Annotated in this window: 16 protein-coding genes and 1 other RNA gene; 7 read left to right on the forward strand and 10 right to left on the reverse strand. The window is 73.1% G+C overall.

Annotation, left to right across the window (positions count from 1 at the left end; all coding sequences use genetic code 11):
- Positions 1 to 44: 44 nt before the first annotated feature.
- Both SJ20_RS05655 and SJ20_RS12345 read left to right on the forward strand, forming a co-directional pair.
- The gene (locus tag SJ20_RS05655) at positions 45 to 650 is read left to right on the forward strand and encodes a GDSL-type esterase/lipase family protein (protein WP_004167659.1); all 606 of its coding nucleotides are present in this window, start codon (positions 45 to 47) and stop codon (positions 648 to 650) included.
- 44 nt (positions 651 to 694) lie between these two features.
- Positions 695 to 769 (forward strand): 50S ribosomal protein bL37, encoded by a 75-nt coding sequence (locus tag SJ20_RS12345; RefSeq protein ID WP_095346645.1) that lies wholly within the window; start codon positions 695 to 697, stop codon positions 767 to 769.
- 136 nt (positions 770 to 905) lie between these two features.
- On the opposite strand, the gene rsrA is transcribed toward SJ20_RS12345, so the two are convergent.
- Complete coding sequence (gene rsrA / locus SJ20_RS05660; RefSeq protein WP_036381745.1) at positions 906 to 1,184, reverse strand: mycothiol system anti-sigma-R factor; 279 nt, start codon at positions 1,182 to 1,184, stop codon at positions 906 to 908.
- The gene (locus tag SJ20_RS05665; protein ID WP_036314006.1) at positions 1,181 to 1,897 is read right to left on the reverse strand and encodes a sigma-70 family RNA polymerase sigma factor; all 717 of its coding nucleotides are present in this window, start codon (positions 1,895 to 1,897) and stop codon (positions 1,181 to 1,183) included. Before SJ20_RS05665 ends, rsrA begins: the two co-directional genes overlap by 4 nt.
- A 200-nt stretch (positions 1,898 to 2,097) precedes the next feature.
- Between SJ20_RS05665 and aroA the strand changes: the two genes are divergently transcribed.
- The 5 genes from aroA (at position 2,098) to SJ20_RS05690 (ending at position 6,503) form a co-directional block, all read left to right on the forward strand.
- Positions 2,098 to 3,528 (forward strand): 3-phosphoshikimate 1-carboxyvinyltransferase, encoded by a 1,431-nt coding sequence (gene aroA, locus SJ20_RS05670; protein WP_044659233.1) that lies wholly within the window; start codon positions 2,098 to 2,100, stop codon positions 3,526 to 3,528.
- Positions 3,528 to 4,628 (forward strand): ribosome small subunit-dependent GTPase A, encoded by a 1,101-nt coding sequence (rsgA, locus tag SJ20_RS05675; RefSeq protein ID WP_044659234.1) that lies wholly within the window; start codon positions 3,528 to 3,530, stop codon positions 4,626 to 4,628. The genes aroA and rsgA overlap by 1 nt, the downstream gene beginning before the upstream one ends.
- Positions 4,629 to 4,657: 29 nt before the next feature.
- Complete coding sequence (gene hisN, locus SJ20_RS05680; RefSeq protein ID WP_044659235.1) at positions 4,658 to 5,497, forward strand: histidinol-phosphatase; 840 nt, start codon at positions 4,658 to 4,660, stop codon at positions 5,495 to 5,497.
- A gap of 77 nt (positions 5,498 to 5,574) precedes the next feature.
- Complete coding sequence (locus SJ20_RS05685) at positions 5,575 to 6,060, forward strand: CrcB family protein (RefSeq protein ID WP_044659236.1); 486 nt, start codon at positions 5,575 to 5,577, stop codon at positions 6,058 to 6,060.
- Positions 6,057 to 6,503 carry a CrcB family protein gene (locus tag SJ20_RS05690; protein WP_044659237.1) on the forward strand — a complete coding sequence of 149 codons (447 nt, stop codon included), beginning with the start codon at positions 6,057 to 6,059 and terminating at the stop codon, positions 6,501 to 6,503. The genes SJ20_RS05685 and SJ20_RS05690 overlap by 4 nt, the downstream gene beginning before the upstream one ends.
- A 79-nt stretch (positions 6,504 to 6,582) precedes the next feature.
- On the opposite strand, the gene ssrA is transcribed toward SJ20_RS05690, so the two are convergent.
- From ssrA to SJ20_RS05725, 8 genes are all read right to left on the reverse strand, one after another.
- Positions 6,583 to 6,954, reverse strand: a transfer-messenger RNA (tmRNA) gene (gene ssrA, locus SJ20_RS11685).
- A 135-nt stretch (positions 6,955 to 7,089) separates the two neighbouring features.
- Positions 7,090 to 7,605, reverse strand: a complete 516-nt coding sequence (gene smpB, locus SJ20_RS05695; protein ID WP_044659238.1) for an SsrA-binding protein SmpB — start codon at positions 7,603 to 7,605, stop codon at positions 7,090 to 7,092.
- A gap of 129 nt (positions 7,606 to 7,734) precedes the next feature.
- Positions 7,735 to 8,400, reverse strand: a complete 666-nt coding sequence (locus tag SJ20_RS05700) for a CoA transferase subunit B (RefSeq protein ID WP_044659239.1) — start codon at positions 8,398 to 8,400, stop codon at positions 7,735 to 7,737.
- Positions 8,397 to 9,206 (reverse strand): CoA transferase subunit A, encoded by an 810-nt coding sequence (locus SJ20_RS05705; protein WP_041104295.1) that lies wholly within the window; start codon positions 9,204 to 9,206, stop codon positions 8,397 to 8,399. The genes SJ20_RS05700 and SJ20_RS05705 overlap by 4 nt, the downstream gene beginning before the upstream one ends.
- Before the next feature lie 31 nt (positions 9,207 to 9,237).
- Positions 9,238 to 10,446, reverse strand: coding sequence for an acetyl-CoA C-acetyltransferase (locus tag SJ20_RS05710; RefSeq protein ID WP_044659240.1), 1,209 nt, complete (start codon positions 10,444 to 10,446; stop codon positions 9,238 to 9,240).
- A gap of 189 nt (positions 10,447 to 10,635) precedes the next feature.
- Positions 10,636 to 11,703 (reverse strand): 2,3-butanediol dehydrogenase, encoded by a 1,068-nt coding sequence (locus SJ20_RS05715; RefSeq protein ID WP_044659242.1) that lies wholly within the window; start codon positions 11,701 to 11,703, stop codon positions 10,636 to 10,638.
- Positions 11,704 to 11,920: 217 nt separating this feature from the next.
- A complete protein-coding gene (prfB, locus tag SJ20_RS05720) occupies positions 11,921 to 13,042 on the reverse strand; it encodes a peptide chain release factor 2 (RefSeq protein ID WP_004167676.1) in 1,122 nt (373 codons plus the stop codon).
- 12 nt (positions 13,043 to 13,054) lie between these two features.
- Positions 13,055 to 13,789: an alpha/beta fold hydrolase gene (locus SJ20_RS05725; protein ID WP_044659241.1), complete on the reverse strand. Its 735-nt coding sequence runs from the start codon at positions 13,787 to 13,789 to the stop codon at positions 13,055 to 13,057.
- Positions 13,790 to 13,816 lie beyond the last annotated feature (27 nt).

Below are 13,816 nucleotides of genomic sequence, written 5' to 3' on the forward strand. Positions count from 1 at the left end.
CCGGTGCGGCGGCGGCGCCGGATCGGCCGACGAAAGGACACACTGTGCACAACCGCCGGATCCGGATCGCCGCCGTCGGCGACCAGCTGCTGGCCGGTGCGGGCGACGCCCGCGCCATCGGCTGGTGGGGCCGCGTGCTCGCCCGCACCCAGGCCCCCGACGTGGAGCTGGAGAACTACGTGCTGGCCGTGCCGCACGAGACCACCGAGGACCTCAACGAGCGCTGGTGGGGCGAGGCCTCGCGGCGCTTCTCCGAGGAGACGGAGAACCGCCTCGTCGTGGCCCTGTCCGACGCGGACCTGGACCTGGAGGCCACCTCGACCGCCCGCTCGCGGCTGAACCTGGCCAACGTCCTGGACACCGCCTCGCAGCGGAACATCCCGGTGCTCGTGGTGGGCCCCACGCCCACCCTGGACGAGCAGCGCAATGCCCGGCTCGCCGAGCTCAACGCCGCCTACCTGGATGTGGCCGACCGGCGCAACCACGTGTACGTGGACACGTTCACCCCGCTGGTGGGCCACGAGCAGTGGCGCTCGGACCTCGCCTCCGGCCAGGGCCGCCCGGGGCAGGCGGGCCACGGGCTCATCGCGTGGCTCGTGCTGCACCGGGGCTGGTACCAGTGGCTCGGTCTGCCTGAGCCCACGGCCTGATGTGACAGAATGGACCACCGACCGACTCGTTGAAGGGAGCCGTCATGAGCAAGCGTGCACGCAAGCGTCGCGACCGCCGCAGGAACGGCGCCAACCACGGCAAGCGTCCCAACGCCTGATCCGCTGATCGGCGTCGCGGACCGGCCGGGTGCCACCCGGCGACCGCAGACCACGAAGGGCCGTCCCCTCAGGGGACGGCCCTTCGTCATCGTCGGGGCGCCCGATCGGGTGCCCACGGGTCCGCATGTCGCGGTGTCAGCCCCAGGTGACGGTCGTCGTCGAGATCTGGGTGATGCGGGTCATGATGGTGGCCCGCAGCTGCGCGGGCGCCTTCTCCTGGCAGCACCGACGCACCGCCGAGCGGATGAGCTCTTCGAGCTCCTTCTGGTGCCGGCAGTCCGGACACTCCGCCACGTGGGCGCGCACCTGCTCGATGTCCTCGGGCGTCAGGGCGCCGTCCAGGTACTGGTACAGCCGCTCCAGGGAGGCGTCCTGGGCGTCGCGGCACTCATGGCCGTGCTGGTCCGCGGTCATCGCGTGGCCTCCTTCGTGCTCGTCTCGGTCTGCTTCGTGCCGCCGCGCCCGGTCTTCTTCTTCGGCTGGGCCTTGATGCCGCGCGCGGCCGCGTAGTCCGCGAGGCGCTCGCGCAGCTGCTTGCGGCCGCGGTGCAGCCGCGACATGACGGTGCCGATCGGCACGTCGAGGATCTCGGCGATCTCCTTGTAGGCGAAGCCCTCCACGTCCGCGAAGTAGACGGCGAGCCGGAACTCCTCCGGGATCGCCTGCAGGGCGTCCTTCACCTGGGAGTCGGGCAGCCGGTCGAGGGCCTCCGTCTCGGCCGAGCGCAGGCCACCGGAGGTGTGCTCGGCGGCCCGGGCCATCTGCCAGTCCTCCACCTCAGGGTTGTCCGCCTCGAGGGGCTGGCGCTGCCGCTTGCGGTAGAGGTTGATGTACGTGTTCGTGAGGATCCGGTAGAGCCAGGCCTTGAGGTTGGTGCCGGGCCGGTACTGGTGGAACGAGGAGTAGGCCTTCGTGTACGCCTCCTGGACCAGGTCCTCGGCGTCCTGCGGGTTGCGCGTCATGCGCAGCGCAGCGGAGTACAACTGGTCCACGAACTCGAGGGCGTCACGCTCGAACCGGGCACGGCGCTGCTGTTCGGACTCGGCGGCGACGTCGATGTCGGCGCGGTCGTGCTCGGGGGCGTCCTCGGGCCGGGCGAATTCCGGCCGGCTGTTGTCAGTGCTCATCGCGGGCCAGTCTACGGTCCGGGAGGGATGCGTCAGCAGGGCGGCGCTCATGCGGGGCTCCTCTCCGGCTGCGGTCCGCGGCGAGCGGGACCGGTGCGCCGACACGGGTACGGGGTCGTCCAGTGGAGCGCCAGGAGCGTTCCAGGTATTCCCCCGCGACAGGCCGACCCCGGCCGACAGCCGCCGGATAGGCTGGTCCGGTGACCCGCCCCACGCGTGCCGCCGCGCACTCCCCCGCCCCCCGTCCCGACGCCGCCGAGACCTGGCCCGCGCCCGTGGCGCGCGGCCCGGTGCGCGGAGAGGTGCGGCTGCCGGGATCGAAGTCGCTGACGAACCGGCATCTCGTGCTCGCCGCGCTCGCCGACGGTCCGTGCGTCCTGCACGGCGTCCTCGAGTCGCGGGACACGGCATTGATGCGCACGGCGCTCACAGCGCTCGGGGCCCGGTTCGAGCCCCTGTCCGACGGCGGACTGCGGGTGCATCCGATGCCGGTCGGCGAGCCGCTGGCCGGGGATGTCGCCGTGGACTGCGGACTGGCGGGGACGGTCATGCGCTTCGTCCCGTTCGTCGCCGCGCTGCGGCCCGGCCGGGTCCGCTTCGACGGCGACGCCGGCGCGCGCCTGCGCCCGATGGCCCCGGTCCTGGACGCGCTGCGCCAGCTCGGGGTGGCCGTCAACGAGGAGGGCGAGCCCGGTCGCCTGCCCTTCACGATGACGACCCGCGCGGACGCGGCCACGGTGGCCCCCGACGGCGACGTGCCGGAGGTCGCGGTCGACGCCTCCGGCTCCTCCCAGTTCCTGTCCGCCGCGCTGCTGGCGGCCGCGGGGATGCCGCGCGGCCTCCGGCTGCGGCACACCGGGCAGACCGTGCCGAGTCCGGAGCACGTCGCGATGACCGTCGGGGTGCTGCGCGCGCTCGAGGTGGACGTCGCCGAGACGGGTCCCGGGGCGTGGACCGTGGCCCCGGGGCGCATCCCGGCACACGAGGCGACCGTCGAGCCGGACCTGTCCAACGCAGGCCCCTTCCTGGCCGCCGCCGTGGCCACGGGCGGCTCCGTGACGGTGCCGGACTGGCCCACCCGCACGACGCAGATCGGCGACCGCTGGCGGCGGATCCTGCCGCAGTTCGGGGCGAGCGTGGCCCTCACGGTCGACCGCACGGACCGCTCCCGCGGCCGGCTCACGGTGACGGGGGCGGTCCACGACGACGGCGCGCCCCGCATCACCGGCGCCGGTGAGATCGCGGACACGGCCGAGCTCGCCCCCACCGCGGCCGCGCTCGCCCTGCTGGCCTCCGGGCCCACCCGCCTGACGGGGATCGGCCATCTGCGGGGCCATGAGACGGACCGGCTCGCCGCGCTCACCGCCGAGGCCGCCCGCCTGGGGATCACCGTGGACGAGGACGAGACGTCGCTCGGCTTCCCGGGGACGGACGCGTCGGGGCCGCTGTCGCCCGCCGCCCTCGAGACCTACCACGACCACCGGATGGCGACCTTCGCCGCCGTCGTCGGCCTGCGCGTGCCGGGGACCGGCATCGTGGACGTGGCGACCACCGCGAAGACGATGCCGGACTTCCCCGCACTGTGGACCGCGCTCGTGGCACCCGGCGATGCGGCCGAGGAGGCCCGCTGATGGCCCGGCGCCTCGATCCCTCCGCGTGGGACGAGTCCGATGTCCGGGTGCGCCCGTCCAAACGCGGCACCCGCCCGCGCACCAAGGAGCGGCCCAAGCACGAGGATGCGCAGGTCGGCATGGTCACCACGGTGGACCGCGGCCGGTACGCCGTGGTGCTGCCGGATCGCCTGGACGAGCGGATCACGGCGATGCGCGCCCGCGAGCTGCGCCGCACGCCGATCGCCACGGGCGACCGGGTGGCCGTCGTCGGGGACCTCTCCGGGGACGAGGGCACGCTCGCACGCATCGTCCGTGTCGAGGAGCGCAGCACGGTCCTGCGCCGGTCGGCGGACGACTCGGACGAGGTCGAGCGGGTGGTGGTGGCCAACGCCGACCTGCTGGTGATCATGGTGGCCGCGGCCAATCCGGAGCCCCGGACCGGCTTCATCGACCGCGCCCTGGTCGCCTGCTACGACGCCGGCATCCACCCGGTGCTCCTCATCACGAAGACCGACCTGCGTGATCCGGCCGCGCTGGTGGCGCACTACGAGGCCCTGGACCTGGAGGTGATGACCTCCGGTGCGGCGACCTTCGAGGCCGAGACCGGGGACACCGCCCTGGACGCCTCGCTCGTGGCCCGGGTGGCCGAGCGGCTGATCGGGCACACGAGCGCGTTCGTGGGGCCCTCCGGCGTCGGCAAGTCCACGCTGCTGAACGCGCTCACCGGCGCGGAACGGGCCACCGGCCACGTCAACGCCGTCACCGGCCGGGGCCGGCACACCTCCTCGTCCGCGCTCGCACTGCCGCTGACGGGCGACGACGGCGCCCCCCTGCCGGACACCTGGGTGGTGGACACCCCCGGCATCCGGTCCTTCGGGCTGGGCTGGGTCGAGCCGGACCGCGTGGTGGAGGCGTTCGACGACCTCGCCGGCGGGCTGGCGGACTGCCCGCGCGGCTGCACCCACACCGCCGACTCCCCCGGCTGCGGCCTGGACGCATGGGTGGCCGCGGGCCACGCCGGCCCCTCGGGAGCGGCACGCCTGGCCTCGCTGCGGCGTCTGCTCGGCAACCGGCTGGCCCCCTCGGGGGCGGAGGACGCGGCGTCGTCCGAGGACTGAGGCGGCCCGCGCGGTATAGCGTGGGCGGCATGGAGCGACCTGAGAACCCTGCGACCCGCGGCCGCGACCTCACGGAGGACCTGCGGCTGGCCCACATGCTGGCGGACAACGTGGACTCGATCACGATGTCCCGGTTCAAGGCCCAGGACCTCGAGGTCAGCACCAAGCCGGATCTCACCCCTGTCACGGATGCGGACCGCGCCGCCGAGGAGTCCATCCGCTCGACCCTGTCCCGTGCCCGGGCGCGCGACGGCATCGTGGGTGAGGAGTTCGGCGGATCTCTGAGCCGCTCCGGCCGGCAGTGGGTGGTCGACCCCATCGACGGCACCAAGAACTTCGTGCGCGGCGTGCCCGTGTGGGCCACCCTCATCGCGCTGCTGATCGACGGCGAGCCCGTCGTCGGCGTCGTCTCCGCCCCCGCCCTGCACCGGCGCTGGTGGGCCGCGGCCGGCCAGGGCGCCTTCGCGGGCACCTCGCTCACGCGTGCTCAGCGGATCACCGTGTCCGGCGTGGATCGGGTCGAGGACGCGTCGCTGTCCTTCTCCTCGATCGAGGGCTGGCGCGAACGCGGCTCGATCCGCGCGTTCCTGCAGCTCACCTCGGACGTGTGGCGTGTGCGCGGCTTCGGCGACTTCTGGTCCTACATGCTCGTCGCCGAGGGCGCCGTGGACATCGCGGCCGAGCCCGAGCTCGAGCTGCATGACATGGCCGCTCTGGTGCCGATCGTGCGCGAGGCCGGCGGCCGCTTCACCTCGCTGGACGGCGAGGACGGCCCGTTCGGCGGGCACGCGCTGGCCACGAACGGCCTGCTCCACGACGACGTCCTCGCCCGCCTGCGCACGGGTGACGAGACCGGGGACGGCGCCTGATGGCCGCGCGGGGGGAGACGACGGCCGACCGGAGGGGCGGGCGCGGGACGGATCGCCGGCCCGGCGCTGCGGGTGCGGTGGCCCTCGGCGGTGCCGCGGGCGTGCTGTGCGGTGCGGGGGTGATGAACGCGGTGACCGCGCTGGCCGGGGCGCCCAACTTCCGCGGCACGTTCGGCGCCGCGTTCGGGGCGGTGGATGTGCTCGTCCAGGCCCTGCCGCTGTTCGTGGTGAACGTGCTCGGCTCGTTCCTGCTCGGCCTGCTGTGGGCGGCCTCGCGCCGCCGCGGGCCGGACTGGCGTCCACGCCTGGTGGCCGGGCTGGGAACCGGCTTCCTCGGTGCGTTCACCACCATCTCCGGCGCCGTCGCCCTGGTGCTGTGGCCGGTGCGGCTGGGCGCCGCGGTGTCCGGGGCGGGTGGCGTCCTCGCCGCGGCGGTAGCGGTGCTGCTCGTGCTTGCGCTGATGGCTGCACTCTCGACGGCGGCGGCCGTGCTCGGCCTGCGCGCCGGGGGCGCCCCGGGGTCGCCCGTGGTCGGGACGGATCGTTCGGCGGAGCACGCATGAGCGGCGCGGGATACGAGGTCTTCGCCCTCCTCCAGGTGGCCCTCCTGGCCTGCCTCGCGGCGGGCGGGGCGCTCGGCGCCCTGGCGCGTCGGCGCCTGACCGACCGGATCGGGCCCCGGGGTCTGCTCACCGCCAACACGACGGCGGCCCTGCTCCTCGGCGTCACCGTCGGCCTGGCCGTGCCGGAGCTGGTGCACACCTCCGGGGGCGGGGGCGACGGGCAGGGGATCATGCTCGTCGCGGCGGTGTCCGCCGTGGTGTCCGGGTTCTGCCTCGCCCTGGGGACGTGGTCCACCGTGGCCGCTGAGGCCGCCGACGCCGTGCTCGCCCGTCGATGGGGCACAGCCGCCCGCCTGTGGGCCGCGCATCTGGGTCTGGGGCTGGTGGCCGTCGTCGTCGGCTGGGGCGCCGGCCTGGGCCTGCACGCCGTCCTGGCCGGCTGAGGGGCGGGCCGCCGCACACCGGCATGGACACGACGAAGGCCCCGAAATCGGGGTGATTCCGGGGCCTTCCCGTGGTGGTGAGTGGAGCCGGCGGGAATTGAACCCGCGTCCGATGAGGTGTTGCCAGGTCTTCTCCGGGCGCAGTCTGCTGTGGGTGTTGCTCGGTCCTGGCCGTCCCGCAGACGGGCGGCCAACCCGGACCCAGCCGGATTGATGTCGGCGTCACGACCCCCGGCGAGGGTGACGCCCAGTGGCTATCTAGCTGACGCCACGATCCGAGGCGACAGCGACCTCGGGGTGACGGACTCGATCACTGATCAGGCAGCGAGAGCGAAGTCAGTGCGCTTGGATTCGGCACTTATTGGTTTGCAGAGAGCGTTTGACGAGATGACTCTGCATCCTCGGCCCGCTTCTCCCGACGCGACACACACCGTCGAAACCGATCGGCCCCATGGGGGCGACTCCTCTATGAGGTTGTCAATCACCACTGCAGGCGGAGGGCGCGAGGCCCGCCGGTCCTGAAACCGGCCCTGCGAGAGATACAACGTAGCACGCCCCCGAGGCATTCCCAAGGGGTCCACCGCGCTCAGGCCACGCCGGCGCGCCGGTTGCGCATCCGCATGGCCCGCTGGGCCTCGCGGTTGTCCTGCTGCTCGCGCAGCTTGTGCCGCTTGTCGTATTCGCGGTTGCCGCGCGCGACGCCGATCTCCACCTTCACGCGCCCGTTCAGGAAGTACAGGGACAGCGGCACGATGGTCAGGCCCGGATCCTGGATCTGGCGGGAGATCTTCGTCAGCTCGGCGCGGTGCAGCAGCAGCTTGCGGCGGCGGCGGGCGGCGTGGTTGGTCCACGAGCCGTTGAGGTACTCCGGGATGTAGACCTGCTCGAGCCACAGCTCGTCCCGGTAGAAGACCGCGAAGCCGTCCACGAGCGAGGCCTTGCCCTCGCGCAGCGACTTCACCTCGGTGCCGGTGAGCACCATGCCGGCCTCGTACGTGTCGAGGATGGTGTAGTCGTGGCGCGCCTTCTTGTTGTTGGCGATCACCTGGCGCTCGCCGGGGGCCGGCTGCTTGGCGGCCTTGCCCTTGCTGTTCTTGCCCATGGCCTCACGTCCTTCCAGCGTCCACGGCGACGGCCGCGCCCCGATCAGGGCGCGGCCGTCCAGTCTATCCCGTGCCGGCCCGATGCCCGCCGAGGCGGTGCGCCGGGGCCGCGGGGCGGCGTCGTCGGCTCAGTCCAGCGGCGCGCCGGTGAGCGCGCGGACCTGCTCCTCGGTGATGCCGGGCGCGGTCTCCACGAGCGCCAGGCGGGGCTGTTCCGGGGTGCCGACGACGTCGATCACGGCCAGGTCCGTGATGATGCGGTCGACGACGGCGCGGCCGGTCAGCGGCAGGGTGCACTGGTCGACGATCTTGGGGGTGCCGTCCTTGGACACGTGGTCCATCATGACGATCACGCGGCCGGCGCCGTGGACGAGGTCCATCGCACCGCCCATGCCCTTGACCATCTTGCCGGGCACCATCCAGTTGGCCAGGTCGCCCGCGGCGGAGACCTCCATGCCGCCCAGGACGGCGACGTCGATCTTGCCGCCGCGGATCATGCCGAAGCTCAGCGCGGAGTCGAAGAAGGACGCCCCCGGGTTCACGGTGACGGTCTCCTTGCCCGCGTTGATCAGGTCCGGGTCCACGGCGTCCTCCGTGGGGTACGGGCCCGTGCCGAGGATGCCGTTCTCGGACTGCAGCACCACGGACCGCCCGGCGGGGATGTGGTTGGGGATCAGCGTGGGCATGCCGATGCCGAGGTTGACGTAGGCGCCGTCCGGCAGCTCCTGCGCGGCGCGGGCCGCCATCTGGTCGCGGCTCAGGCCCTGGGGACGCCCGGTGGTCTGCTCGCTCATGCCCGCCCCTCCCCCGACGCGCGCACGGTGCGCTTCTCGATCCGCTTCTCGATGTCCGTGCCGACCTCCACGATCCGGTGCACGAAGACACCGGGCAGGTGCACGTCATCCGGGTCGATCTCGCCGGGCTCGACGAGCTCCTCCACCTGCGCGATGCACACGCGGCCGGCCATGGCCGCGGGCGGGCCGAACTGGCGGGTGGCCTTGCGGAACACGAGGTTGCCGTGGCGGTCGCCCTTCCACGCGTGCACGAGGGAGAAGTCGGTGACGATGGAGCGTTCGAGCACATAGGTCTCGGGCTCGTCCGGGGTCTGGCTGAGGTAGCCCTCGCCGAGCACGAACGTGTCCGTGGGCTTGGCCTGCGAGGACTTCACCACGGTGCCGTCCGCGTCGTAGCGCATGGGCAGGCCGCCTTCGGCCACCTGGGTGCCGACGCCGGAGCGGGTGTAGAACGCCGGGATGCCGGCGCCGCCGGCGCGGAGCTTCTCCGCGAGGGTGCCCTGCGGGACGAGCTCCACCTCGAGCTCGCCCTTGAGGTACTGGCGGGCGAACTCCTTGTTCTCCCCCACATAGGAGGAGGTCATCTTCCGCAGCCGGCGCGCGCCGAGCAGGATGCCCAGGCCCCAGCCGTCCACGCCGCAGTTGTTGGAGACGACGGACAGGTCCGTGGCGCCCTGCTCGAGCAGGGCCTCGATGAGCTGCACGGGGTTGCCGGAGAGCCCGAAGCCGCCGACGGCCAGGGACGCGCCGTCCGGCACGTCCGCCACCGCCTCGGCGGGCGTGGCCACGGTCTTGTCGAGAGCCATGTCCGGGGTCCTTTCTGTCAGGGGCGGTCTGTCAGCGGAAGAGGATCAGGGCCTCGCCCTGGCCGCCGCCGCCGCAGAGCGAGACGGCCGCGCGGCCGCCGTCGCGCCGGTCGAGCTCGAGGGCGGCGTGCAGGGCCAGCCGGGCGCCGGAGGCGCCGATCGGGTGGCCCAGGGCGATGGCGCCGCCGTGGATGTTGGTCTTCTCGTGCGGGTAGTCGAGGTCGCGCAGGGACTGCACGGCCACCGCGCCGAACGCCTCGTTGATCTCGATGAAGTCGAGGTCGGCCACGTCCCAGCCCTGCTTCCGCACGGCGGCGTTGATCGCGTCCGAGGGCTGCGAGTGCAGCTGCGAGCTGTCCGGGCCGGCGGTCTGGCCGGGTGCGCCCACCGTGGCGAGGATCGTCAGGCCCTTCTCCTCGGCGAAGGCCCGCGAGGTCACCACGAGGGCGGCGGCGCCGTCGGACAGGGGCGAGGAGTTGCCGGCCGTGATGGTGCCGTCCTTCGCGAACGCCGGGCGCAGGGCGCCCAGCGACTCGGCGGTCGTGTCCGGGCGGACCCCTTCGTCCTGGGAGACGACCAGCGGGTCGCCCTTGCGCTGCGGGATCTCCACCGGGGCGATCTCGCCCTCGAAGACGCCCTCGGACTGGGCCCGGGCGGCCCGCTGGTGCGAGGCCGCGGCGACCTCGTCCTGCTCGGCGCGGGCGATGTTCCGCTCGCCGTTGCCGGACTCGGTCAGCTCGCCCATGGCCTCGTGGCTCAGGGAGTCGGTGAGGCCGTCCCACGCGACGGCGTCGAGCATGGTGGCCGGGCCGTACTTGAAGCCCTTGCGCGCGCCGGGCAGCAGGTGCGGGGCGTTGGTCATGGACTCCTGACCGCCGGCCACCACCACGTCCGCCTCGCCGAGGCGGATGAGACGGGCGGCGTCGATCACGGCGGTGAGGCCGGACAGGCACACCTTGTTGATCGTCATGGCCGGGACGTTCCACGGGATGCCCGCGGCGAGCGCGGACTGGCGGGCCGGGTTCTGGCCCGCGCCGGCCTGCACGACCTGGCCCATGTAGACCATGTCCACGTCCTCGGGGGCCACGCCGGCGCGCTCGAGCGCGTGCGTGATCGCGTGGGCGCCCAGGTCCACGGCGCGCAGGTCGGCCTGCTGCGAGAGCAGCCGGGTGAAGGGCGTGCGGGCACCGCCCACGATCACGGCATCGGTGGGCTGAGGCTGGGGCAGCTCGGCGGTCATGCGGTCCTCCTGGGACGTTCAACTCGGTTCATCACGATTCACTCAAATGCAGTCTATGACCCCGGTCACAGGCGCGCCAGGCGACGACGCATCCATGACGGCGCGCCGCGGTGCAGGGACCCGACGGCCCGCACCCGCCGGCTGCGGGCGCGGGCCGTCGTCGGGACGTCCGGGGGTCGGGCCGGAGCCTCAGAGACCCTGGCCGGTCGGCGAGACGAGGATCTTCACGGCCGTCTCGTTGTGGTGGATGAGGGTCTCGAAGCCCTGGTCGACCAGGTCGTCGAGGCCGATCTTGCCGGTGATGAACGGCGCGAGGTCCACGGCGCCGTCCTCGACCATGCGGATGGTGTCCGCGTGGTCGTTCGCGTACGCGATGGTGCCGCGCAGGTCGATCTCCTTCATCACCAGCTTGTGCAGGGCCACGGCGGGCTCGTGGCCCCAGATGGACTCGTTGACGATCACGCCGCCGGGGCGTACCGCGTCCAGCAACATGTCCAGCACCACGTCCACCGAGGTGCACTCGAAGCCCACGTCCGCGCCCTGGCCGTCGTGCAGTGCGCGGATCTTGGCGGGCACGTCCACCTCGCGCGGGTCGAAGGCCTCGTCCACCACACCGGCCTCGAGCACCTTCCGGCGGCGCAGCTCGGAGAGCTCGGAGACGTACACCGTCAGGCCCTTGCCCTTGAGCACGGCCGCGGTGAGCGCGCCGATGGGGCCGGCGCCGCCGATCAGCGCCACGCCCGACGTCGGAGAGCCGGCCCGCACCCACGCGTGGTGGGCCACGGAGAGCGGCTCGATGAGCGCGGCCTGGTCGAGGGGCACGGAGTCGGCCACCGGGTGGACCCAGCGGCGCTGCACCGCGATCTGCTCGGCCAGTCCGCCGCCGTCGCCGCCCAGGCCGATGAAGTTCATGTCCGGCGCGAGGTTGTAGTCCGGTCGGTCCCGGTCCTCCTCGCGCACGATGTACGGCTCCACGACGACCTTCTGGCCGACCTCGAGGTCCGTGACGCCCTCGCCCAGGGCGGCGACGGTGCCGGACATCTCGTGGCCGAGCGTGACGGGGGCGTCGTCACCGGAGATCGGGTGCGGGTGTCCGGCCGGCGGGATGAAGATCGGGCCCTCGAGGTACTCGTGCAGGTCCGTGCCGCAGATGCCGCACCACGCGACGTCCACGAGGACCTGCCCCGGACCGGCCGTGGGCGAGTCGATCTCCTCGATGCGGATGTCCTTCTTGCCGTGCCAACGGGCGGCGCGCATGGTCATGCTGGTCGACCTCCTGGGTGGGGATGGAGTCTGGTGCCGGACCGGAGCGCGGGGGCGCCTGCCCGGTGCTTCGAGCATCCCACCGGGCCGGTCTCCCGGGCCAGGCCCGAGGCCCCTGCGGGGGCTTGAACGACGACGCCGGCCCGCGCCTCGCTGCGGAGGTGCGGGCCGGCGTCGTGGTGGCCCGGGCGGCGGGGCCGCGCCGCGGGACTCAGTCCTCCTGGGCGGCCTTGACCTGCTCGGCGCGCCAGCGGATCCCGGCATCCACGAAATCGTCGATGTGGCCGTCGAACACGGAGGAGGGGTTGCCCTCTTCGTGGCCCGTGCGCAGGTCCTTGACCATCTGGTACGGGTTCAGCACGTAGGAGCGCATCTGGTCGCCCCAGGACGCCTTGACGTCGCCGGCCATCTCCTTCTTCTTCGCGTCCTCCTCGGCCTTGCGCAGCAGCAGCAGGCGGGACTGGAGCACACGCAGGGCGGCGGCACGGTTCTGGATCTGCGACTTCTCGTTCTGCATGGACACGACGATGCCGGTGGGCAGGTGCGTCATGCGGACGGCGGAGTCCGTGGTGTTCACGGACTGGCCGCCGGGGCCCGAGGAGCGGAACACGTCCACCTTGATCTCGGACTCGGGGATCTCGATGGAGTCGTCCGACTCGATCAGCGGCACCACCTCGACCGCCGCGAAGGACGTCTGGCGGCGGCCCTGGTTGTCGAAGGGGCTGATGCGCACGAGGCGGTGCGTGCCGGCCTCCACGGAGAGGGTGCCGAACGCGAAGGGCGCGTTGACCTCGAAGGTGACGGACTTCAGGCCGGCCTCCTCCGCGTAGGAGGTGTCCATGACCTTGGTGGACCAGCCGCGCTGCTCGGCCCAGCGCAGGTACATGCGCATGAGGGTCTCGGCGAAGTCGGCCGCGTCCACGCCGCCGGCGCCCGCGCGGATGGTCACGACGGCGTCGCGCTGGTCGTACTCGCCGCTGAGCAGCGTGACGACCTCGAGCTCCTCCAGGGCCTTGCGGATGGAGGTCAGCTCCTGGTTCGCGTCCTCCAGGAGGGAGGGCTCGTCCTCCTCCGCGGCGAGCTCGACCATGGTCTCCAGATCCTCGATGCGGCTCTCCAGGGAGGTGATGCGCTTGAGGTCCGTCTGACGGTGGGAGAGCTTGGAGGTGACCTTCTGGGCCTCCTCCGGGTCGTCCCAGAGGTCCGGTGCGGAGGCCTGCTGCTCCAGTTCGGCGATGTCCGCCTTGATGCGGTCGAGGTCCGAGACCTGCTCGATGGAGGCCAGGGTGTGGCGCAGGGAGTCGATCTCCGCGGAGAAGTCAGTGTCAGCCATGATTCGGCCAGCCTACCGCGTGGGGTCGACGCCGGTCGTGTGCCAGCGGCGGATCGCCGCCGCGACGGCCTCGGGCTCCGTGACGTGCGGCCAGTGGCCCGGGCCGACGTCGACGACGGTGGCGTGCTGCGTGACCGCGTCCAGGTCCCGTTGGTGGACGTCCCGGGTGCTGCGCACGTACAGCGTCGGGACGGTGATGCCGGCCCAGAGGGCACGGGTGTCCGCGGCGAGGACGGTGGCCCAGAGCTCGCGCATCGGATGGTCCGGCGTGGCGTCCAGGTCGGCCAGGATCCGCTCGTGCCACGGCTCCGGGACGAGGAGGTCGCATGCGAGCGAGGCGCGGAGCACGCTCCGCCAGTCGGGGCGGGCGGCGAGGCGGGCCTTGGCTGCCCGGGCGGCCAGGGCGGTGTCCGTCACCGGGACGTTCGAGTCGATGACCACGAGGGCGCGGGGTCGCACCAGCCCGTCGGCGACGGCGCGCAGCGCGATGACCCCGCCCGTGCTGTGGCCGATCAGCAGCCCCGGCACGGGGCCGGCCTGCGCCGCCCAGGTGCGGGCGGCGTCGAGGACGGGGTCCGCATCGGTCGCCGGCCGTGCGGCCCGGGGGCGGTCCTGACCGCCGGCGTCCATGCCCGGGTGGCCGGGCAGGGCGGGCGAGGCGGCGAGGTCGGCCGCGGCGCCGAGGGCGTCGGCAAGGGGCTGGAAGTGGGCGGGTCGGCCGCCGATGCCGTGGAAGAAGCGGATCACCGGGCCAGGCTAGTTGTTGTGGGTCAT

Origin of the sequence: Micrococcus sp. MS-ASIII-49 (genome assembly GCF_000946635.1) — a bacterium.
Lineage (GTDB): Bacteria > Actinomycetota > Actinomycetes > Actinomycetales > Micrococcaceae > Micrococcus > Micrococcus luteus.

What these genes read in the sequence shown, in the direction of transcription:
- rsrA (WP_036381745.1), bottom strand. Translation starts at nt 1,184, where the DNA reads ATGACCGCGGACCAGCACGGCCATGAGTGCCGCGACGCCCAGGACGCC.
- rsgA (WP_044659234.1), top strand. Translation starts at nt 3,528, where the DNA reads ATGGCCCGGCGCCTCGATCCCTCCGCGTGGGACGAGTCCGATGTCCGG.
- prfB (WP_004167676.1), bottom strand. Translation starts at nt 13,042, where the DNA reads ATGGCTGACACTGACTTCTCCGCGGAGATCGACTCCCTGCGCCACACC.
- SJ20_RS05710 (WP_044659240.1), bottom strand. Translation starts at nt 10,446, where the DNA reads ATGACCGCCGAGCTGCCCCAGCCTCAGCCCACCGATGCCGTGATCGTG.
- SJ20_RS05665 (WP_036314006.1), bottom strand. Translation starts at nt 1,897, where the DNA reads ATGAGCACTGACAACAGCCGGCCGGAATTCGCCCGGCCCGAGGACGCC.
- smpB (WP_044659238.1), bottom strand. Translation starts at nt 7,605, where the DNA reads ATGGGCAAGAACAGCAAGGGCAAGGCCGCCAAGCAGCCGGCCCCCGGC.
- SJ20_RS05690 (WP_044659237.1), top strand. Translation starts at nt 6,057, where the DNA reads ATGAGCGGCGCGGGATACGAGGTCTTCGCCCTCCTCCAGGTGGCCCTC.
- hisN (WP_044659235.1), top strand. Translation starts at nt 4,658, where the DNA reads ATGGAGCGACCTGAGAACCCTGCGACCCGCGGCCGCGACCTCACGGAG.
- SJ20_RS05715 (WP_044659242.1), bottom strand. Translation starts at nt 11,703, where the DNA reads ATGCGCGCCGCCCGTTGGCACGGCAAGAAGGACATCCGCATCGAGGAG.
- SJ20_RS05705 (WP_041104295.1), bottom strand. Translation starts at nt 9,206, where the DNA reads ATGGCTCTCGACAAGACCGTGGCCACGCCCGCCGAGGCGGTGGCGGAC.
- SJ20_RS05700 (WP_044659239.1), bottom strand. Translation starts at nt 8,400, where the DNA reads ATGAGCGAGCAGACCACCGGGCGTCCCCAGGGCCTGAGCCGCGACCAG.